Raw genomic sequence first — 19354 nt, forward strand, 5'->3', positions numbered from 1 at the left:
CGAGCGGATCGGCCGGAGGATCGGCGGCACGGGTTGGAGGGATCAGCGTCTAATCAGCGAGAGGGAGATGTCGCTCTCGCTGAGCTGCACGTTGAGGTGCGTTGCGCGAAAATTCCGGTCGAAGAGCGGGGTCAGCCGCTCGGCCTCGATGAATTCGATGCCGTCATCGCCGCCGAAATGCCGGCGCTTGTAGTGCCACCAGTCGGGATTGCCGACAGGGTGGCATTGTTCCGAATAGACAACGAGCGCGCGGGCGCCCTCGACGAGTTTGCCGTTGGACAATAGGTAGACACCCTCGTCGCCGACCAGCCAGAGGCCGGGCCGCTCGCCCTCGCCAGGCTTCGTCCCATAGTAAGGATTGCGGAAGCCGCCATTGGCGGCGGCATCGGCAATGCCGCGATCGATCACCTTGCGAACTGCAAGAATGGGAAAAGTGAACATCGCCCCACCTCACGCCGCCGCCTGGATCGGGAGATGGCGCAGATGCACCGGCAGCTTGGCCGCGATCTCATCATCAGTCAGCTCGCCGAGCAGCTTCAGCATGGTGCGCTGCCGGCCGCCATAACAGAGCACCGTGCGCTTGCCGCGATGCTCCGGCAGCCAGCGGTCCCCGGCATAGCCACGGTAATCGTCGTGCGTGGCGCTCCAGATATGCTCCAGCCGCTCTTCGCGCGTCATCGCCTTCACCGGCCAGGACTCGCGCTCGACGATGGCATCGCGCATTTCGGCAGGCGATCGCGCGACATTCAGGTCGCAATAGGCATGATAGTAACGCGTTCTACCGTCGATGCGCAGCGTGTAGAAGACACTGGTGATGCTGTCGGTAAGGAACTCGCGCAGCGCGAACATCTCGCTTCGCATCCAGAGCGGTGGCAGAATTTCCAGCATGTAGTCGTGCTCGACGCGGCCGACTCCAAACCACTCCCCGCTATACAGAGATCCGGCATCGACGTGATCCCGGTTTGGGCGCTGCGCATGGCGGTCGAACAAACGGAACATCTGCCGGCGGTCGGCAATGCCCTGGTAGACTTTACGGTTGGGAGAAAAGCGGTTCATCGGCGGGCTCCTTCAGCCTCGTCGGGCTGAGCGCGGAGCACCCTCGTGGAAGTCCATCATCTTCAGCCCTTTATGACCCCTCCCCTGCGGCCGCCTCTCCGTCCGGGCGGGTCAAGGGCCGGCGCAGCCGGGCGAAGCTTCACCCTTGCACGCGACCGGCGGGCATGCGGCAGCCGGGTTTCCCCTCCTTTTCTCCCCTTTTGCCCTCCCCAATTTGGCGGCGAACTGTCATGCCCGCGCGGGCGCACCCTTTCGAGTCGACGTGACCATGGCAAAGCCCGGGCCGGCGATCTTCAATCCTGCCCTGGCGGTTGAGTGATCGGCGCCGTCAGGCGGACGCCGCGTCCTGCAGCATCGCGTTCCAGTCTTCGGCGAGCGGCTTCAGCCGCTCAAAGTCACAGGCGAAGTCGCCGGCAAGCTCACGCACCCTCGACACGAATGCCTCGCCCTGCGGGTTGGCGTCGGTGGCTGCTACAAGCCGCGTGTTCGGCCTTCCTCCTAACAGGCGAAGAGCCGTGTCCGTCGCCGGCGACCAGCCGCCGCCGGTGCTGGCATACAGCGTGTCGCGCCGGATCCGTTCGATCGCGGCCAGGCTCATGGCGTCGATCGCCGCTTCGGTGACGCAGATGCGGGTGGCTGTCACCGTCCCCAACCGGAACAACACCTTGCCGCCTCCGGCCGCAAAACCACGCCATTGCGGGCCGCGTTCCTCCCAGCCTGTGACGATACCGGCCGCGTCGCTGTGGGCGGCCCACATGCTGCCGCGCGGGCCTTCCCTCAGAACGTTCTGAGCGATCGCTGTCGCGATGACCCGTTCGGGAATATGCCGCTCATCGCGCAAATAGCGCCAGGTCGCCGACCCGCGCCACGGCTTGCGTCGCGCCGCCCATCGTTGCGGGACGGACTGGTCGGGTTCGGTCTCCCGGGAATGCCGTTTCCGTTCGGGCTCGCTCGGCACGAAACCCACAAGCGATGCCACCTGCACGAAGGCTTCCAGGAAATCGCCACCGTCCAGATGCTGCACCAGAGAATAGACATCGCCCTTTGCATCCGACAACGGGTCGAACCATCCCTTGCCATCATGGATGACGATGATGATATCATCGCCACGGCGGTATTTGACCGCCTTGCGGGTGCTTTCCTTGAGGTCGACCGCGAAGCCGCCGGTCTCCAGCACCGCCGCACAGCCGACCTGGCCACGCAGCTCTTCTATATCGGCCTTTTCCATTCTTCTCTCCCGGCAGCCTTCCGGCCGGCCTTTCTCCAAGTCTATCTCTTTCCACACAATTTGGGGAACACTCCACGACCGCCGCGAAGAGCAAAGGGCGCAAGGGCGCGGCTTCCGCCGCGGCGCAGCCTCCCTTGCGGCCTGCCGCTCGCAAGCGGCACGCCGTGGCATAGAGGGCCGGTTCAATGAACCGGCCGACCGCCTGTGTATGGGCAGCATTCGGCGATCGCGTCGACTTCGTCGCCGTCGAGGTCTTCGGCAGGAAGAACGCTGTATTCGTTGTCATCGACCTTGAACAGGATGACCGGCGTCATCAGGATGCGAGCGAGGTTCCAGGCGTGGCTCTGAGCGAGGCTGAGTTCGTGCGACATTTGTTTGGCTCCTTGGTCGCGGGGACCATTCCCCGCTCGACAGGCGCCCGTCGGGTCCAGCCGGGACCGCGATCATCGCGATGGCGAAGCCATGAGCGACGGCACGCTTTGCGTAGTCCGACCCCGCAGCGGGTTGATCGGCAAGGTCCGGGCTGGAACAAGGGAATTAAGCCGAAAGAGCGGGAAATGGGCTCCGCATAGAGCCAAGTCACTTGCCACGAAACCTCGCGGATTCATGCCTGCGGCACTTGCGGCTACTTGTGCCGGCTTCATCAAGGTCTAGGCGAAAAAACCGTTCTTCCGACGATGCCGCCACGATAGTGGCGTCGCACAAAGAACCCCATCCGGGCAACACCATGGCCGACGAGAATACGAGAGACACATCAAGCCTGATCGGGCGGACCGCCGATAGCGTTTGTCGCCTGGGGGGTTGGCGGTTAAGGAGCTGCAGATGCTGCGTATCCAGGTCCCTGTATCCCGATCAAATCACGCCCCGCTCGGTAGCTGTCCCTTGAGGCGTGCGCCGGCGAGATCAAGGAGCGCGCAGGCTACCTCGTCCTCGCTCCAGCCGGATTCTGCTGCACGCTGAACCAATTGCTGAAGGGCCGGTTCCAAGGCGAGCTGGCATTGAAGGCCGCGGTCCGGATGGTCGACCGGGCAGCTTGGTTGCACGATCGCAATGTTTGATCGCTTCATTGCAGGCCATGGGCTCTCGCCCCTTTCCTTTAGCCAAACGAGGCGCACCAGCTCACGTGTTGTTCGTGCGCGGCTCGGCAACCGCTTCATCTTGTCGACCAGCCGCTCCAGCGATCCGGCGCGTTCCAACTCCGCAAAGAAATGGTGCGGCGTGACGCTACCGAGCCGGTGCATCTGGGCCAGGTTCCACACATACGGATAGTCGACCATGAAATCGGATCGAGGCGAGGCCTTGGACGGTTCAGCCTTGGTTAGGATGCCGCCGCCCACGAGCCGATCGGCCTTCTCGATGATTTGGCGCACCCTCGATGTCGACAAGTCATGTTCCTGCGCCAGGTCGGCGAAGCGCTTGCCCTTCAGAAAACCATCCACCAGGGCGACGTTCCTATCGACGGTCGGGGTAAACCCCCAACAGGCGCGCAGTTTTTCCAGCATCATCGCGTTCGTCATCCGGTTGTTCGCGCCCCTGCAAATCCTAACCGGCCAAATCGGCGCTTGGAAGGCCCATCAGACTCACGTCGTGGCAGAACCAGGCCGGCCAGTTCGAACGGACGGGTATGCCATTTACCTGTCAAGTGCTGTCGGCTGACCGAGAGGTAGTCGCGGTCGGTGATGCAAAAAGAGCTTTGTCCTCCCGCAAAGGATCCCGGTGCTTTCGCGCGCCGATTCCAAATCTTATACGCTTTGCGCGTCCCCTCTTCCGTCTTGACTAGCACCAACCTGTGGCCTATCTCACCGCCACGTTAGCACTCGCCTCTGCCGAGTGCTAACCGCTCTCCGGCAACGGAGAACCGCTCAACCTCCGTACTAGGGATATCCAAAAAATGGCAAAGTCGAAGTTCCGCCCGCTTCATGACCGCGTGGTCGTCCGCCGGGTCGAATCCGAATCCAAGACCGCCGGCGGGATCATCATCCCGGATACGGCAAAGGAAAAGCCGCAGGAAGGCGAGATCATCGCTGTCGGCTCCGGTGCTCGTGACGAAGCTGGCAAGCTGGTTCCCCTGGACGTCAAGGCTGGCGACCGCATCCTGTTCGGCAAGTGGTCAGGCACCGAAGTCAAGCTCAATGGCGAAGACCTTCTGATCATGAAGGAATCCGACATTATGGGCATCATCGGCTGATTATCGGCCTCACCGTCAACTGAATTTCGGGCTTGATCGCAAGCCCATGCCAGGAGCTAAAACATGGCTGCCAAAGACGTAAAATTCTCCCGCGACGCCCGTGAGCGCATGCTGCGCGGCGTGAACATCCTCGCCGACGCGGTGAAGGTGACCCTCGGCCCCAAGGGCCGCAACGTCGTCATCGACAAGTCGTTCGGCGCCCCGCGCATCACCAAGGACGGCGTCACCGTCGCCAAGGAAATCGAGCTTGAGGACAAGTTCGAGAACATGGGCGCGCAGATGGTCCGCGAAGTTGCTTCGAAGACCAACGACATCGCCGGCGACGGCACCACGACCGCAACCGTTCTGGCACAGTCGATCGTCCAGGAAGGCCACAAGGCGGTTGCCGCCGGCATGAACCCGATGGACCTGAAGCGCGGCATCGACCTCGCGGTTGCCGACGTCGTCGCGACGCTGATCAAGAACGCCAAGAAGATCAAGACCTCGGAAGAGGTTGCCCAGGTCGGCACCATCGCCGGCAACGGCGACTCCTCGGTCGGTTCGATGATCGCGGAAGCGATGCAGAAGGTCGGCAATGAGGGCGTCATCACGGTCGAGGAAGCCAAGACCGCCGAGACCGAACTCGAAGTCGTCGAAGGCATGCAGTTCGACCGCGGCTACCTCTCGCCCTACTTCGTCACCAACGCCGACAAGATGGTTGCGGATCTGGAAGACGCCTACATCCTTCTCCACGAGAAGAAGCTCTCCAACCTGCAGGCCATGCTGCCGATCCTCGAGGCTGTCGTACAGACCTCGAAGCCGCTGGTCATCATCTCGGAAGACGTCGAAGGCGAGGCTCTGGCCACGCTGGTCGTCAACAAGCTGCGTGGCGGCCTGAAGATCGCCGCCGTCAAGGCGCCGGGCTTCGGTGATCGCCGCAAGGCCATGCTGGAAGACATCGCCATCCTCACCGGTGGCCAGGTCATTTCCGAAGACCTCGGCATCAAGCTCGAGAACGTCGGCCTCAACATGCTCGGCCGCGCCAAGAAGGTGTCGATCTCCAAGGAGAACACCACCATCGTCGACGGCGCCGGCAAGAAGGCCGAGATCCAGGGCCGCGTTGCCCAGATCAAGCAGCAGATCGAGGAGACCACCTCGGACTACGACAAGGAGAAGCTGCAGGAGCGTCTCGCCAAGCTCGCGGGCGGCGTTGCGGTGATCCGCGTCGGCGGCGCGACGGAAGTCGAAGTCAAGGAAAAGAAGGACCGCGTTGACGATGCGCTGAACGCGACACGCGCAGCCGTCGAAGAAGGCATCGTTCCCGGCGGCGGCGTTGCCCTGCTGCGCGCTTCGCTGAGCATCAACGCTGTCGGCGCAAACTCCGACCAGACCGCTGGCATCAGCATCGTGCGTCGTGCGCTGCAGGCTCCGGCCCGCCAGATCGCGGCCAACGCCGGTGCGGAAGCCTCGATCGTTGCCGGCAAGATCCTTGAGAACAAGGGCGCGACCTACGGCTACAACGCCCAGACCGGCGAATATGGCGACATGATCGCCATGGGCATCGTCGATCCGGTCAAGGTCGTGCGCACGGCTCTCCAGGACGCGGCCTCGGTCGCCGGCCTGCTGGTCACCGCCGAAGCCATGATCGCGGAGGCTCCGAAGAAGGAGTCGGCTGGCGGCGGCATGCCGGGTGGTATGCCCGGCGGCGGCATGGGCGGTATGGGTGGTTTCTAAGGCCCACGCATCTCAACATCTTCAAGGGCGGCAGCATTGCCGCCCTTTTCTTTAGCGCAAATCCGGTCGGAAAAGTTCGGCGCTCGCGAAATTTCTCGCCTGTATATCCGGGCCACATGCCGATGTCGGATAGACGCCCGCAGAACGCGCTGTCACGCGGATCATGCTTGCGCTAACCCCAGTTCGCGCGGCACGGGGCGCAGCCCGCTCGCGAAAATTCATGTCAGTTTCATAAATCCGTTGTGGCGATTTCGTAGATGAGGGAGGCGGCTTTGCTTTGCGGCCGCCCCTCGAAAAGGATGGAACAATGTCCAAGATCACCGGCAGGAGCGCGCCGCCCGTCGTTGCGAAGCTGTTGACAGCGCTGCCGATGCTGATGCTCCCGTTCATGTCATGTTCGGGCTCACGAGGTGGTTGACGGGCGACGCTTCCCTACGAGCCAGGAGAACAGGCATGTCCAAGACAGATGTTCAGCCGTCCTCGGTTGAGGGCATCAAGCGTGCTGACCGACATGCGAGCGCGCGCGGGCGTTTACAAGCGCGTTGATGCCGTCCGAAGCGAGCTTGATGACTGGGTTCAATGCGAACACGATCGCCAGGCTATGTCCGATGCGGTGTTTTTCGACCTCTACTACGGAGAGAATTCCGCCGGAGGAACGTCAAAAGCTGGCGAACAACACATCGAGGACCTCCGCCTCGCACAATCCATGCTGATGCAACACTATCCGGATTGTGCGCCGTTGAGGGACCTCATAGGGAAAATCGATCTTGCTGTCCGATCGCTCGAGAAGTTGCGGTGACGATGGTCGGTCGCCTCCGGCTCAGGCACAGGCCCTCTATTCGTCGGCGTCGGCACCACTCTCGCCAGGGCCCAAAAACCCCGGCATGATGTCGCCCGCGAGCAGCTTTTCCTTCGACAGCAGCCCCGCATCCTCGAGCGCCTCGAAGTCGGGGAGATCGCGCAAGGTTTCAAGCCCGAATTCCAGCAGGAACGCCTTTGTCGTGACATAGGTATAGGGGGCGCCCGGCGTCGGGCTGCGCGGGCCGGAGGCGATCAGGCCGAAGGAGCGCAAATTGCCGATCAGGTCGCGGCTGATCTCCTTGCCGAAGAAGGACGACAGTTCGGCGCGCGTGATCGGCTGGAAGAAGGCGATGCACATCAAAACCAGCACTTCGGATTGCGTGAGGTCGACGGCGCGTTCGCTGGAGCCGACGGCCATACGGATGGCGTCGGCATAGGCCGGGCGGGTCAGGTGCCGAAAACCGCCGGCGACCGCGACCAGATCGTAGGGCCGGCCGCGCAGTTCCTCGCGGATGTCGTCGATCAGCAGGTCGATGCTGCAGGTCTTGCCGACGATGCGGGTAAGCACCTCGCGGCTGATCGGTTCGCCGGCGGCGAAGATGGTTGCTTCGACGCGGTTCATCCATTCGCGCCAACGCACCTCCGGCGGCAGGTGATCCAATTCGCGATCGAACAGGTGGTCATCTGATCGCTCCTTCGCCCTTCTCCCGCGCGCCTGCTCCACCATCGGTCTCACAGCCCGTAGATGCGGAAGGTCGGGCGGCCGGACAGCTCACGCACGGCGCCGAGTTCGACCAGCCGGTCGAACAGGCGGCGCATACCGCGGTCGCTCATGCCGGCAATCTTTTCCGAGGCGACGACCGCATCGTCAGAAAGCAGCTTTTCGACGACGGCATCCGATCCTTTCGCCCGCAGTTTTGGGGCGACAGCCAGCAGGCCGTCGCCGCGGCGGCCGAGCTCGGCCGCAAGATCCATCGCCTGCAGCGCCGCCTGCGCATAAGCCGCCAAAATGCGTTGCCGGGACGCCTGCCCCGATTGCCGTTCGGCATTGTGGTGACCGACGACCGCCCGCCACCGGGTGCAAGCCAGACAGGGGCACCGCATGCGCCCAGCCCAGCCGGCCGGCCAGAACAGCGTCGGCAAGCCATGGTCCAAGCTCACGCGCGGCGCGACTGTCATGACGCTCGAGCAGGGCGATGGCGTCGACCGCGCCACCGACTGCATTACCGACCGCGCCAGCCATAGCCTGGATTTCGTCGCCGATTTGGCCGGCTGCCGCCTTGTCAAGCGCGCTCCCCAGATCCGCGGCGACATCGACCAACACCGCCTCGCTGACCAACGTCGCGACCGGACGCGATGCCAGTGTTCGCCAGGCAAGCAGCATACGGCCGGCCGGTCCAACGTCGTCGCCGGGACGGGTGAGCAGCAGCGCGTCGCGCAGCGCCGCTTCGTCCTCGACCCGGCCGGCGCGTTTCGCCGTTGCCGCTGCCGCCGCCAGTGCCAGGCGCTGCCGCCAGACGCCGGCCCATCGCTCCTGCCGGCGCACCACCGCGTCGAGGGCGGTCAGCGCCGCGGCCGCGGCAAACGCAGCGTCTTCAACCGAGTCCGGACCGGCCGCCGCGGCGCGCAGCCAGGTCGGCACGGGAGTGGCCAGCGCAGCCAGGGCTGCACCGACGGCCACAGGTGCATGGCGAAGCAGTTTCGGGCGCAGAATCATCGTCGACAGGATGACCCATCGCGGCGCTTCTGGCAACGAAAATGGCCGAAAGCCGCCGCACCCTGTCGACAGTTTAAAACGAACGATAAGCCTTAACTTTCGTTTTACTCCTTATAGAGGAGATGGCCTCTCTCGTCGATCAAAACCCCGAAATGGCTTTGGCACCGTCTGCGCTCGACGAGCGCTATGTGCAAAAGCAGCTTGGTCACGCTTCCGCCGTCGCGACGTCAATCTCACCAAAGCCAGCGGACTCTAACCCCTACGAACCCGCGCGGCGCGAGCCTCGATTCTTCCTTGCACAATCGGAATTGCACTCCATAATTGCAAGGATGATTGAGCGCCGCATCACGACCGAACTCACCGAGTTGCTGGACAGCATGCCCGCCGTGGCGCTGCTCGGACCGCGTCAGGTTGGTAAGACCACTCTCGCGCTGGAAATAGCCGAACGGCGTCCTTCGATCTATCTCGACCTCGAATCCGACGCCGACCGCGCCCGACTTGCCGAGCCGGAACTTTATCTGGCCGATCATGAGGACAAGCTGGTCATCCTGGATGAGGTACACCGGCTACCTAACCTGTTCCAGAACCTGCGCGGGCTGATCGACCGCGGTCGGCGCAGCGGCCGCAAAGCTGGCCGCTTCCTGCTGTTGGGATCGGCGTCGATCGATCTTCTGAAGCAGTCAGGCGAAACCCTTGCCGGCCGCATCGCCTATCTCGAAATGCATCCGATCGACGGTCTCGAGGTTGGCGCCGGCGATCTTGGTCCGCTATGGGTGCGCGGCGGCTTCCCCGACAGCTTTCTGGCCGCCAGCGACCGCGCCAGCCAGCGGTGGCGGTTGGATTTCATCCGCACCTATCTGGAGCGCGATATCCCCCTCCTCGGTCCGCGCATCCCGGCCGAGACGCTGCGCCGCTTCTGGACCATGCTGGCGCACCACCAGGCCGGCCTGCTCAACGCCGCCGAGTTCGCCCGCGCGCTCGGCGTCGACGGCAAGACTGTCGCGTCTTATCTCGACCTGCTTGTCGATCTACTGCTGGTTCGCCGGCTGGAACCTTGGCACGCCAACGTCGGCAAGCGCTTGGTCAAATCACCGCGCGTCTATGTCCGCGACAGCGGCATCACCCATACGCTGCTTGGTCTCGCCACGCAGGAAGACGTGCTTGGACATCCGGTGGCCGGCGCCTCCTGGGAAGGCTTTGTCATCGAAACCCTCACTGCCGCCGCCCCCGCCGGCACGCTGAGCCATTTCTACCGAACCGCCGCGGGCGCGGAGATCGACCTGCTGCTTACATTGCCGGGCCAGCGCCTCTGGGCCATCGAAGTCAAGCGTAGCCTGACGCCGAAGGTGGAAAAAGGTTTCCATCAGGCCTGCGAGGACCTTGCTCCGGAGCGGCGCATCGTCGTCTTTCCGGGAGCGGAGCGTTTTCCGCTCAAGCATGGCATCGAAGCGATGCCCCTGCGGGACTTAGGCCGGGCGCTGCTTGGCGAAGCATAATGCAAAAGCCGGCGAGCGGCGCGGGTTCCTTGCCTGACCAGATTGGGCAGAGGGCTGAGAGCTCTTAGGGCCATAACTCCCACGGCTGCGGCACTCCCGATCGTCCGTGACCTCAACGGTCGTTCGTACGTCTGAGTTCGTTTCAGCGAGTGCGCCACCTGCAACTGGAAACGATGGCGGGCGTTGCTGTGACAACAGGATATAAGGCTGAGTGGCAGCAAGCATGGTTGAGGAAAGCACCGTCCGTCATGAAGCCAATGACCGAAGAGCACCTCGCGGTTCTACGCAGGCACATGGTCGAGATGATTGCAATCCATACCGACCTTGCAAGCGAAGAACTTGGCAAGGCGGCGCTCGATGAGCGGGCGATGGCAGCGATGCGGCGGGTGCCGCGGCATCGCTTCGTGCCAGCATCGGTTGTGCCTTACGCCTACCAGGACATGCCGCTGTGGATCGGCTTTGACAAAACCGTCTCGCAGCCCTTCATCGTTGCTCTCATGACCGATCTCCTTGCACCGCAACCGCACGAGGCGGTACTCGAGATCGGCACCGGCCTGGGCTACCAAACCGCAGTTCTCGCGAAGCTCGCCGGGCAAGTCTGTAGCGTCGAAATCGTCGAGGAATTCGCAAGCAGTGCAGAGGCTCTCCTGCAGGGGGCTCGATTTATCCAATGTCGGCATTGGTGTCTGGGACGGGTCTCGCGGCTGGCCCGAGCACGCCCCATTCGACAAGATCCTGGTCACGGCGGCGGCTGAGCAGACGCCGCCGGCTTTAGTGAAGCAACTCAAACCGGGGGGACGGCTGGTCCTGCCGTTGGGATCTGAAGAAGCACAGTTTCTGACTGTCATCAACAAGCCGCGACGGCGGCCATCGTCACATTAGCCGGTTACCCGGCCATCCTGGTAGGTGACCCATTAGCTTTCAAAGCAGCCATGAGCATCGGTCCGACCGAAAACTCCCCTGCCCTCGCCTTCTCGGTCAGCACCCGCAAATAGCCGCCGGCCGAGTTGATGTGCTGCGCCCTTTGCAGGATGCAGGCAATCACGATCGCCGCGATCTCCTGGCCCATCACATGGCAAGCCTCCTCATACGCTGACGGCGAAACGCCCAGATATCCCCGCACCTGGGCAGCCGTTATCATGAGATCGCGCCAATTGCCGATCCCGTCGACGGCATAATCCGCAATTTCGGGGCAGGCCTTCAGCACCATCCCCAGCGGGTATGTTTTCGGCGCCTCTGCGGTCCTCGTCCTTGGCTCGGCCGTCGCCCCGCTTTTCTCTAAAGCAGGTTCAAATTCAAAAATAGAGTCGGTATTTGAATCAGATTGCTGCCGCTCGTTTTGAGAGTCATTGCCGCTCGGATGCGTGGATTTCATATGGATTTCCAGCAGCTTATCCACCTCATCACGCAGCGCGGCCAGATCGGCCACGATCGGTTCGAGCTCGGCAATGCATGCTCGGCGCGGAATTGCCTCCACAACGGCGCGGAAACGCCTCCACAGGCCTCCCCAGTCGCCCGGCACGTCTTCCTCAACGGCCGCCTCGACCAACTTCTGGATATCCCGGCGGTGTAGCGTGATGCGTTCCCTCATAAGCCTGAGCGCCCTGTTGTCGGCGCGAACACGCTCGGCCGCCGCCTCGAACTCGTGAGCACGGGCCAGCAGCGGCGCCAGGGAAAAGCCAAATGCTTCCTCGATCTCCCCACCCCTGCCCTTCCGTGCATAACGCTTGCCGTTCGGGCTGTCCCGACGGATGACTAGACCGCAATCCACCAGTTCCGCCAGGTTCCTCCGCAAGGTGGAATCCGGCATGCCGTGCGCCCTGAGGGACAGCTGTGCGTTCGAGGGGAAGACGATGAGGCCGTTTTCCTCACTCAGCTCGCTGTCAGGATAGAATGACAGCAACGCATTCAGGACGGCCAGGGCGCGATCGCCGATGCCGACGATGCTCTTGCCCTCGCAGAGGTTGCGATAGATCTGCCACTTGTCGATGACCTTGCCCTTGGGGATCTCCCGTGACTCGTTTTGCGCTGCCAGCATGGCAAGCGACATCGGCCGCCGCCCAAAGGGCGTCGTTGCAATACCCGTCTCCATTTTCTTTCACCCTCGATTAGGCAAAAGAAATCTGCTCGCCGAATCGACGCCTAGACTCTTGACAGTGATTCGTGGAAATGCGATTCTCAGTTTGCGACAACATGAGAGAGGCTTCCACGACTAAGGTCGTTTGGGGGCCTTTTTCTTTTGCGGTTCACTCCTGCTTCGATTTCCTGTTTGCCTGCCAGTCGGCATAGAGATCATCCAGCCGTTTTGTCAGATATGCGCCGAAGCCTTCATCGGCTTCGGCAGTCTTGAGAGAGAGCGTATAGGCCCTCCCGGTGTCCTTGATCTTTGCCGCAACCTTGCCACCGTTCGGTTTCCACTCGCTGATGGTCTGCTCTCGCGGCGGCTTCTTCGAAACCTCAGCCAAAACCATCATGAAGCGTTCGTCCGAGCCTAAGGCCTCGAATTCAGGCCTGTGGATGGCATTTCTAGCGACTTCCATCGCTTTGGGATCAGTGATCTTTTCGGCAATATCCATCCACCTGCGACGGCCCATAGAGGGTGCGGCACCGATAGCTTTGACTAGGCTGCCTGGAATGCCCTTGGCGACGGACAACAATTTCGACAGTTCCGTCTTCTCAGTGCTTAACGCCTGCATGATCAGATCGCGGCCGAAGCCGTGTGTCTCGAGGCTTAAGGCAAAGACCGCTCTCTCGATGTAAGAGAGATCCTTTCTCGCAGTGTTTTCGATGCCTTGTGCGACGACGAGTTCATTGTCCGATAATCGCCTGACAACCGCCCTTACCTTCCGCCCGAGGAGCCGGACAGCACGAAGCCTCCTATGGCCATAGGCAACCTGATATCGTCCTTCGAGATCGGGGTGCTGCCTGACGAGGATGGGCACTTCCTGGCCGTTTTCCTCGATCGACCTCACAATATCGTCCGTAGCGGGTACCTCGCCGTCGAGGCGATCACGCACGAATGAGCCGTCAATGAGTTCGGGATCGAGTTCGACAACCCTCTCGCCGGACTTCAAGGCTTCCCGAAGTTCTCTGGCTTCCTGGTCCATGCGGTCGAGGGCAAGTCCCATCGTCCTTACGGGACCCGCCAGAACACGACCGCCATCCGCCTCTTTGGAAAAGTTGGCCGCGGCCAACTCTCGGGTCGTATCGGCAAATATTCCGTTCAGAACGTCTCGCCTGCTCATGACCGCTCCCATGCCTTTTCGATGCCGCCGAGGATTTCCCCGTTGACTGCATCCAGGGATTCGATCGCCCTATCGAATGTCGAGCGGCGGACTTGTCCTCGTTCGATTTCATAGAGTGTCTGTTTCGTAAGCCCGGCATCGGCGATCGCCGTCGATTTCAGCACTGTCGCCGCCAAAACCTCGTCCCCGAAAAGACTTCTCAGCAAGGCAACGATCTGTGCCTGGGGACCGTCGTGCGGCTCATGGCGCGTTATGACATACCGGATGAAATCGTGGTTCAGATCGCCGCCTGCTTTCCGGACGACCGACAGAAGGTCGGAAGTCATCAGCAGAAACTGCGACATTGACGCCACGTCGACCATCTGAGGATGGACGGTGATCAGAAGCGATGTCGCTGCGCAAACCGCACCAAGCGTCAGGTATCCGAGCTGCGGCGGGCAGTCGACCACCACAACGTCATAATTGGCTTCGACTTCGGCCAAGGCCATGCCGACGCGCCGAAAGAAGATTTCGCTGTTGCTTGCTTTCCGCTGCTCCATCAGTGCAGTCGGGGTTTCGTGCTCGAACTCCATCAGTTCCAAGTTCCCGGGAACGAGGTCGAGGCCAGCGAAGTACGTTTTTCTGATTATTTCCTTCAGCGGCCGCCGTTTCTCGTCGTAACGGATCGCACCATAGAGCGTATCGCCTTCCGCTAGATCGAACTCCGGCTGAACACCGAGCATCGACGACAACGAAGCCTGGGGGTCGAGATCAACCGCGAGAACACGATATCCCTGCAAGGCAAGATACTGTGCGAGGTAGATGGATGTCGTTGTCTTTGCACTGCCGCCCTTGAAGTTGGCAACGGCAATCGTCTGGAGCTTTTCGCCTCTCTGCCGCCACGGAAGGTACGTGAGTGCATCCTTCGGCTTGATAGAAGCCATGTACTGCCGCAAATCATGAATTTGGGCGAGCGAGTACGAACGTCGTCCCGTCTGGGATACCTCGGGCAAAGGGCCTTTGCCATCTATTGAAAGCTGCCGTAGGTAGCCGTCCGATACCCCGACGAGCTGAGCGGCCTCGCCGGAGGTGAACGTCTTCAACATCTTCTGGGAGGACGGCGGAAACAGGCGCTCTCGCAGTAACTGCAGCTGCATAGACAGCTGGCGCGCATGATGAGCAATCCGCGCGTCGGAAGAAATGGCCGTCGATACGTTTTGAGTCTGCAACATCGATTTCCCCTTTCGATGCGCTTTTTAGCGGCGAATTGCTAAAAAACCGTATCGAACATGGCACGATTCGGTAACCATGCCAAGAACCCTTATGATTCAACGGTTTCCGGTGGTCGGCCGTCAAAAGTTGGCCGCGGCCAACTCTTCTTTCGTGCGAATCGCACCGGTGCCAATAGTGCCTCTGTCGCGGTCAACCTGCAAAGTTGGCCGCGGCCAACTGCTCCGTTCTGGATTCACGTGAAGAAAAAGGAGGACTGAAGTCGCTCGAGCACCGCGGCACTCTCAGCGCGAACCCACCCTCCCGGCCTTCCGCCATACGTTTACTCCAGTGCGCTGTCGCCTGTGCTGGACCACTACCCGGCCCGATCCAACCACGACTGCGGCAAAGGCACCTGCCGGGCGACTGGCAGCACGAAAGCGTCGCTGCCGGCCTGTGTCGTCTTGATGCCAGCGGATCGACAGGCAGGGCAGCCTTTCGCCGTCGGGGTGCGCCTTGGGATCGGGCCGGCACCGACTCTTCCTCGACCCTGTTCGACGCGGGGAGAGTAGCAGTTTCGCTGCGACGGCGACCACCAGATGCGAGAGCAGCCAGCAAAACGGCACGGTGGCCGAGTCCGAGAGGAGACGGTTCCCAGCGAAGGCTGCCAAGGAGGGCGGGCAAAATATCGGCGATGACCTCATCGTTGCTCTTGCGCCGCGCGGTCGGGCGCTGGCGCGCACGGCCAGCTCGCTTGGTTTGATGGCGTTCTGCAGCCCCGGTGCGTTGAATTTTCCCGCCAAGCCGCCCCACTTCGCCGCCGCCGGCGGACCGTCGAGGCCGTGCGCCCGGATCGGCTTCGCGCCTGGCTCTGTCCCCAGATGATGCGCGACGATACCAACAGCGCTTCCGGTGGCGGCCAGGGCAGGGATAGTCGGTTGCGGCCAGAGACCGTGCTTCGAGGTAACCGAAACCGAGGTCAGGCGCGCAGCGAATTCGCGCCGATGCCTTTTTGGGAGATGTGCATCTGTGGCGCTTAGAACAGATAGCGCCGGCCGGCCCAGGCGAGCAGTACGGCGGCGTCTCGACTGGGCAAACGCACCCGTCCTTGACGCAGGCCTTTAGCGATCGCGTCGCCGACGTCCGGATCGACCCAGTGCCCGTGCGTCATCAGAAAGAACCACGCGAAGGGCTGGCCAATCTCGGCGTCTACCGCCTCTGTCCCCTCCATCAGGTGGTGCACCGAAACGCCGTCGTCCAACAGCAGCTTCTCGGCGGGGCATTTTGAGCGGCCGCGGGATAAAACCGATCTCGCGCCTGCCGCGATGCTCCAAATCGTGGATGTCGAAAGCCCAATGGTCAAAAATTCTTTCGACAGACGCACTCGGTCGTTCCCAGTCCGCAAAAAAACGGTTTTCGCGCGGCACGAAATCGAACCACTCGGGATTGGCATACATGGATGGTGTGTCACGTGCGCTGTCCGGCCCGACCTCGCGGATCAAGCCGGCCTCCGGTCGTTGCGCCTGCCGCTGCTCCGCTTCGATGCGGGTCCGGCGCGCCAGAAAGCTCTTCATGTGGACGATGCCACCACCCGTGCGGCCGCGCAGCCGGTAGACGGGTCCGGCAAGCACGGGCGCGTCGGTGTCAGGTTCGCGCCGAACCCAGGACGGGTCGAACAGATCGTCGGCGCTGTAGGGACGGTAGTCCGGATCGACGACCGACCCGGCCAGATATTCGACGTCGCGGCCGCGCGAGATCTGGACGAAGTCAGCGACGCCGCGGCCGGTGCGGGCGAAGGCAAAGACGCTGGTGCCACGCCATTCGGTGAATTTTTGGTCACCCGATCGGTGCCGGTTCCAGAAGGCGGTGAGATTGCCGCCGAGCGCGGCTAACTCGCGCTCGACCCAGACGCGATGGTCGCCGAGGCGGGTACCGTCGGCGGACAAGATGGTGCGGGCGTCGCCGCGCCAGTAAAAATCATCGACCGCAGCGGCCGTGAACGGGAAGCCGGGAAAGGTTTGCGTCAGGGCAAGGGCCAGATCCGTGTCGGCCGAGGTCGGATCGAGGCCGGCGAGCACGGCCTCGACGGTGGCGGCATCGGGCAGGCGGATCGGCTCTATTGTCATCGCGCAAAATCGTTCCGGTTGTCAGATGATCCTAGTTTCCATGGATGCGCGCTCCCGCTTTTTGCGTCCGCGCCACAACACTCCTCTGCAGCATCAGGCGCGCTGGGCAAGCCGCTCCGCCTCGCGTAGATTCCGCCGCTGACCCCCCACTAAAGGCCACTCGCCTTGGTGAGATTGACGCGGAATCGATCTCTTCGGCGCTGATAGCGCCGGGTCATTTCGGCGGTGGTGTGGCCGAGCTGCTTTTGCACGTAGCGCTCGTCGACCTCAGCCGACGAGGCAAGGCCGGCGCGCAACGAATGGCCCGAAAACTTCGTCGCACGCTCGCCTTCGGAAAGATCCCCGCGAACACCGGCGGCGAGTGCCGCGCGCTTGACCAGCCGCGCCACTTCTTGGTCGTTGAGCCGCTCGGAACCAATCGCCTTGCCCTGCCCCGTGACACGCCGAAACAACGGTCCATGCGCGATGCGGGCGAGTTTCAGCCAGGTCTGCAGGGCGACCACGGGGCAGGTAGTATCCGACGAGCCGCGGCCGATCTCGACCTCACGCCAACCGGTCTTTCCGCGCAAGGTCACCAAAATCCCTTTGTCGAGAATCTCTATCCAGCCGCGACCGTCCTCGGTCTGGTCACGGCCGCAGTCGAGACCGACGATTTCGGAGCGGCGCAGGCCCCCGGCGAAGCCCAACAGCAGCATGCCGCGGTCACGCAGGCCCCGCAGGGCACCGCGGTCTAGCGTTTCGAGCATGGCAATCAGATCCTCGGGGAGAATGGCTTCTTTCTGCCGGGGAGGGGAGGCGTGGCTGTTGCGAATTCCGGCCAGCACAGTCGCGATATGCCGGTCTTTTCTGTCCAACGGCTGGCCACGCTGCGAAAAATTCCAGGTCAGCGAGGAGAGACGTCGCTCGATCGTTGAGACGGAGTTCGGTTTCTTGTCTCCTGTTCCCTTACCGGACGCGCAGGCGGTGATGTAAAGGCCGACGATCTGCGGATCCGGTGGCAGGGGGTCAAGATGCTGACGCCTGCACCAGGCGGCAAAGTGCTTCCAGTCGGCGGCGTAGGCACGGCGGGTGTTAGCGGAGCTCGCCGCCTGGACATATTTTCGCGCGTGGTCAGCGAGCCGTTCCAGATGAGCCGGAAGGCCCAACGTTGGCTCCGAACTGGACGCCGGCTGCGACCGGTACGCCGGCTGCGGAGGAGGGGAGGGGGGATCGGTGGGAGCTTGGCCCATTTCCATCACCACGTCGACGATATCTGGCAGGTCGTCGCTGGCCTTGTCTTCTCCGGCGGTATGTTCGCCCTCTGCTTTCCGGTCCATCATGCCACCTCGATGTCGGTGTGCACGAAATCATTGCCCTTGAATAGCAGCGGAATGCCGTACAGCCTGGCACAGGCGTAGGCGAAACAATCGCCCATATTCAAATCCGCCTTGTGCCGGCCCTTACCGAACCGATGGAACGCCCGGATGGCTTCCTGCCCGATCGCGCCATTGATCTCGATGATTTGCGCGGGAATCTCGTCCAACATAAGGGTAACAAGCTCTTCTGCCTCTTCGATCGGGCAGGCACGTTTGCGCGCCAGGCCGGCGACGGCCTCATACACAACGATCGGCGAGACGCGGACACTCCCGGCCTGACCAAGGCGCGCAGCAAGCGCCAAGCCATCCTCTTCGTCGCCTATGATGGCGATGATGGCCGATGCGTCGACAAACATCAGCTATTCTCCGGACAGGTCATCGAAAAAGGCCTTGTCGGCTTGGGCGCTGGTTTCGGGAAAGGCGCGATAACGCTCGGCAAGCGCCTTCAGCCGCTGGGGCAGGGGGATTGCGCCGCGGCTGCGTTGATACTCCTGTTCGACGGCGTCGCGGATCGTGTCGGTAAGGCTCATGTTCTTGAGCTTTGCCAGTCTGCGGACCGCCGCATCGGTGCTTTCGTCCTTGACGGAAAATGCCATCTCCATACCCTGTGCTCTATACGGCTATACGATCATATATAGATCTTCCCGCCGTCTCCGGCAAGGCGGCCTGTATGCCGTTGCAAGCGAAATAGAGGCGCTGCAAATCGTTACCCGGGCGAGTTCTCGGAAGGGGCCACAATAACGTCCACGGGCGCGCTACCGCCGAAAACGGGCAAAACTGGTCTTTTGGAGCCGGAGCGACCTGAAGGACCGGTATCGAGGCGCTAGGGACGATCGATTTGGCTTTAGTTCCACCGGCGGGCGAAGCGGATTTCATGAGACCACGTGAATCCGAGTCGGAAATCGTGAGACTGCGTGACAAGGCGCGTCTTTGCCGGAGGGGTGGGACAATACCAAGGTAGTTCAAGAGGTTAGCGGCCGGCTGACGAACTTTTCCGGCACGCAGTCTTACGAAAACCGATTCAAAACCGGCCGAACTGGCGGTCGCGTCCCGCGAATTCCACCTATCTTGGTCGCGCTGTCCACCCAATTAAGGTGAGAATCCGCCGATCTGGGATGAAACCGACGCCTGAAACCGCGCAAATGCCGGCTTTTCCACCCATCCAGGGCGAGCGACACAGGATGACCGACAGGGATTTCCACAACGAACGATAATGCAAGATTATCATTCATTACACGCAA

At 62.1% G+C, this 19354-nt stretch carries 17 protein-coding genes and 2 pseudogenes; 5 read left to right on the forward strand and 14 right to left on the reverse strand.

The genetic code is table 11. The features are described from left to right. Window positions 1-42 precede the first annotated feature (42 nt). The 5 genes from MAFF_RS36270 to MAFF_RS36980 all read right to left on the reverse strand — a co-directional run bounded on the left by MAFF_RS36270 (window position 43) and on the right by MAFF_RS36980 (window position 3801). A complete protein-coding gene (locus MAFF_RS36270) occupies window positions 43-441 on the reverse strand; it encodes a DUF3085 domain-containing protein (protein WP_010915945.1) in 399 nt (132 codons plus the stop codon). A 9-nt stretch (window positions 442-450) separates the two neighbouring features. Next, entirely contained in the window at window positions 451-1056 is a 606-nt protein-coding gene (locus tag MAFF_RS36275) for a DUF1419 domain-containing protein (protein WP_010915944.1), read from the reverse strand. A 328-nt stretch (window positions 1057-1384) separates the two neighbouring features. Continuing rightward, complete coding sequence (locus MAFF_RS36280) at window positions 1385-2284, reverse strand: DUF3991 and toprim domain-containing protein (protein WP_010915943.1); 900 nt, start codon at window positions 2282-2284, stop codon at window positions 1385-1387. A 182-nt stretch (window positions 2285-2466) separates the two neighbouring features. After that, a complete protein-coding gene (locus MAFF_RS36285; RefSeq protein WP_010915768.1) occupies window positions 2467-2655 on the reverse strand; it encodes a hypothetical protein in 189 nt (62 codons plus the stop codon). 486 nt (window positions 2656-3141) lie between these two features. Then, entirely contained in the window at window positions 3142-3801 is a 660-nt protein-coding gene (locus tag MAFF_RS36980) for a hypothetical protein (RefSeq protein ID WP_010915942.1), read from the reverse strand. A 374-nt stretch (window positions 3802-4175) separates the two neighbouring features. On the opposite strand from MAFF_RS36980, the gene groES reads away from it, so the two are divergent. The 3 genes from groES to MAFF_RS36305 all read left to right on the forward strand — a co-directional run bounded on the left by groES (window position 4176) and on the right by MAFF_RS36305 (window position 6984). Next, on the forward strand, window positions 4176-4472 hold the full coding sequence (gene groES / locus MAFF_RS36295) for a co-chaperone GroES (RefSeq protein ID WP_006203049.1): 297 nt from the start codon (window positions 4176-4178) through the stop codon (window positions 4470-4472). A 63-nt stretch (window positions 4473-4535) separates the two neighbouring features. After that, the gene (gene groL, locus MAFF_RS36300; RefSeq protein WP_010915800.1) at window positions 4536-6185 is read left to right on the forward strand and encodes a chaperonin GroEL; all 1650 of its coding nucleotides are present in this window, start codon (window positions 4536-4538) and stop codon (window positions 6183-6185) included. A gap of 499 nt (window positions 6186-6684) precedes the next feature. Beyond that, window positions 6685-6984 carry a DUF5623 domain-containing protein gene (locus tag MAFF_RS36305; RefSeq protein ID WP_244420866.1) on the forward strand — a complete coding sequence of 100 codons (300 nt, stop codon included), beginning with the start codon at window positions 6685-6687 and terminating at the stop codon, window positions 6982-6984. Window positions 6985-7020: 36 nt separating this feature from the next. Here the strand turns inward: MAFF_RS36305 and scpB are convergent, their stop codons facing one another. Together scpB and MAFF_RS41585 are read right to left on the reverse strand one after the other, a co-directional pair. Further along, window positions 7021-7713 (reverse strand): SMC-Scp complex subunit ScpB, encoded by a 693-nt coding sequence (gene scpB / locus MAFF_RS36310; protein ID WP_044552270.1) that lies wholly within the window; start codon window positions 7711-7713, stop codon window positions 7021-7023. A gap of 5 nt (window positions 7714-7718) precedes the next feature. After that, window positions 7719-8703: pseudogene (locus tag MAFF_RS41585) on the reverse strand (DUF1403 family protein). Between the two features lie 329 nt (window positions 8704-9032). On the opposite strand from MAFF_RS41585, the gene MAFF_RS36320 reads away from it, so the two are divergent. Further along, entirely contained in the window at window positions 9033-10199 is a 1167-nt protein-coding gene (locus MAFF_RS36320; protein ID WP_044552272.1) for an ATP-binding protein, read from the forward strand. A gap of 377 nt (window positions 10200-10576) precedes the next feature. Further along, window positions 10577-11081, forward strand: a pseudogene (gene pcm, locus MAFF_RS36325) (protein-L-isoaspartate O-methyltransferase). Between the two features lie 4 nt (window positions 11082-11085). Here pcm and repC read toward each other — a convergent pair. From repC to MAFF_RS36365, 7 genes are all read right to left on the reverse strand, one after another. Beyond that, the gene (gene repC / locus MAFF_RS36330; RefSeq protein ID WP_010915939.1) at window positions 11086-12291 is read right to left on the reverse strand and encodes a plasmid replication protein RepC; all 1206 of its coding nucleotides are present in this window, start codon (window positions 12289-12291) and stop codon (window positions 11086-11088) included. 154 nt (window positions 12292-12445) lie between these two features. Then, window positions 12446-13444 carry a plasmid partitioning protein RepB gene (gene repB, locus MAFF_RS36335; RefSeq protein WP_010915938.1) on the reverse strand — a complete coding sequence of 333 codons (999 nt, stop codon included), beginning with the start codon at window positions 13442-13444 and terminating at the stop codon, window positions 12446-12448. Then, window positions 13441-14655 (reverse strand): plasmid partitioning protein RepA, encoded by a 1215-nt coding sequence (repA, locus tag MAFF_RS36340; protein WP_010915937.1) that lies wholly within the window; start codon window positions 14653-14655, stop codon window positions 13441-13443. Before repA ends, repB begins: the two co-directional genes overlap by 4 nt. A 1098-nt stretch (window positions 14656-15753) precedes the next feature. Next, complete coding sequence (locus MAFF_RS36350) at window positions 15754-16710, reverse strand: hypothetical protein (RefSeq protein ID WP_341872732.1); 957 nt, start codon at window positions 16708-16710, stop codon at window positions 15754-15756. 197 nt (window positions 16711-16907) lie between these two features. Then, window positions 16908-18077, reverse strand: a complete 1170-nt coding sequence (locus tag MAFF_RS36355) for a site-specific integrase (RefSeq protein WP_010915935.1) — start codon at window positions 18075-18077, stop codon at window positions 16908-16910. Next, the gene (locus MAFF_RS36360; RefSeq protein WP_010915934.1) at window positions 18074-18469 is read right to left on the reverse strand and encodes a type II toxin-antitoxin system VapC family toxin; all 396 of its coding nucleotides are present in this window, start codon (window positions 18467-18469) and stop codon (window positions 18074-18076) included. The genes MAFF_RS36355 and MAFF_RS36360 overlap by 4 nt, the downstream gene beginning before the upstream one ends. 3 nt (window positions 18470-18472) lie before the next feature. Then, window positions 18473-18709 (reverse strand): type II toxin-antitoxin system VapB family antitoxin, encoded by a 237-nt coding sequence (locus MAFF_RS36365; RefSeq protein WP_010915766.1) that lies wholly within the window; start codon window positions 18707-18709, stop codon window positions 18473-18475. Window positions 18710-19354 lie beyond the last annotated feature (645 nt).

The sequence above is a fragment of the Mesorhizobium japonicum MAFF 303099 genome, from assembly GCF_000009625.1.
In the GTDB taxonomy this organism is placed as follows: domain Bacteria; phylum Pseudomonadota; class Alphaproteobacteria; order Rhizobiales; family Rhizobiaceae; genus Mesorhizobium; species Mesorhizobium japonicum.

Bases quoted from the DNA above. Each gene is read 5' to 3' on its own strand.
- groES (WP_006203049.1), top strand. From the start codon at position 4,176: ATGGCAAAGTCGAAGTTCCGCCCGCTTCATGACCGCGTGGTCGTCCGC.
- MAFF_RS36360 (WP_010915934.1), bottom strand. From the start codon at position 18,469: ATGTTTGTCGACGCATCGGCCATCATCGCCATCATAGGCGACGAAGAG.
- MAFF_RS36270 (WP_010915945.1), bottom strand. From the start codon at position 441: ATGTTCACTTTTCCCATTCTTGCAGTTCGCAAGGTGATCGATCGCGGC.
- repC (WP_010915939.1), bottom strand. From the start codon at position 12,291: ATGGAGACGGGTATTGCAACGACGCCCTTTGGGCGGCGGCCGATGTCG.
- MAFF_RS36275 (WP_010915944.1), bottom strand. From the start codon at position 1,056: ATGAACCGCTTTTCTCCCAACCGTAAAGTCTACCAGGGCATTGCCGAC.
- MAFF_RS36320 (WP_044552272.1), top strand. From the start codon at position 9,033: ATGATTGAGCGCCGCATCACGACCGAACTCACCGAGTTGCTGGACAGC.
- groL (WP_010915800.1), top strand. From the start codon at position 4,536: ATGGCTGCCAAAGACGTAAAATTCTCCCGCGACGCCCGTGAGCGCATG.
- scpB (WP_044552270.1), bottom strand. From the start codon at position 7,713: ATGGTGGAGCAGGCGCGCGGGAGAAGGGCGAAGGAGCGATCAGATGAC.
- repA (WP_010915937.1), bottom strand. From the start codon at position 14,655: ATGTTGCAGACTCAAAACGTATCGACGGCCATTTCTTCCGACGCGCGG.
- MAFF_RS36365 (WP_010915766.1), bottom strand. From the start codon at position 18,709: ATGGCATTTTCCGTCAAGGACGAAAGCACCGATGCGGCGGTCCGCAGA.
- MAFF_RS36280 (WP_010915943.1), bottom strand. From the start codon at position 2,284: ATGGAAAAGGCCGATATAGAAGAGCTGCGTGGCCAGGTCGGCTGTGCG.
- repB (WP_010915938.1), bottom strand. From the start codon at position 13,444: ATGAGCAGGCGAGACGTTCTGAACGGAATATTTGCCGATACGACCCGA.
- MAFF_RS36285 (WP_010915768.1), bottom strand. From the start codon at position 2,655: ATGTCGCACGAACTCAGCCTCGCTCAGAGCCACGCCTGGAACCTCGCT.
- MAFF_RS36980 (WP_010915942.1), bottom strand. From the start codon at position 3,801: ATGACGAACGCGATGATGCTGGAAAAACTGCGCGCCTGTTGGGGGTTT.
- MAFF_RS36355 (WP_010915935.1), bottom strand. From the start codon at position 18,077: ATGATGGACCGGAAAGCAGAGGGCGAACATACCGCCGGAGAAGACAAG.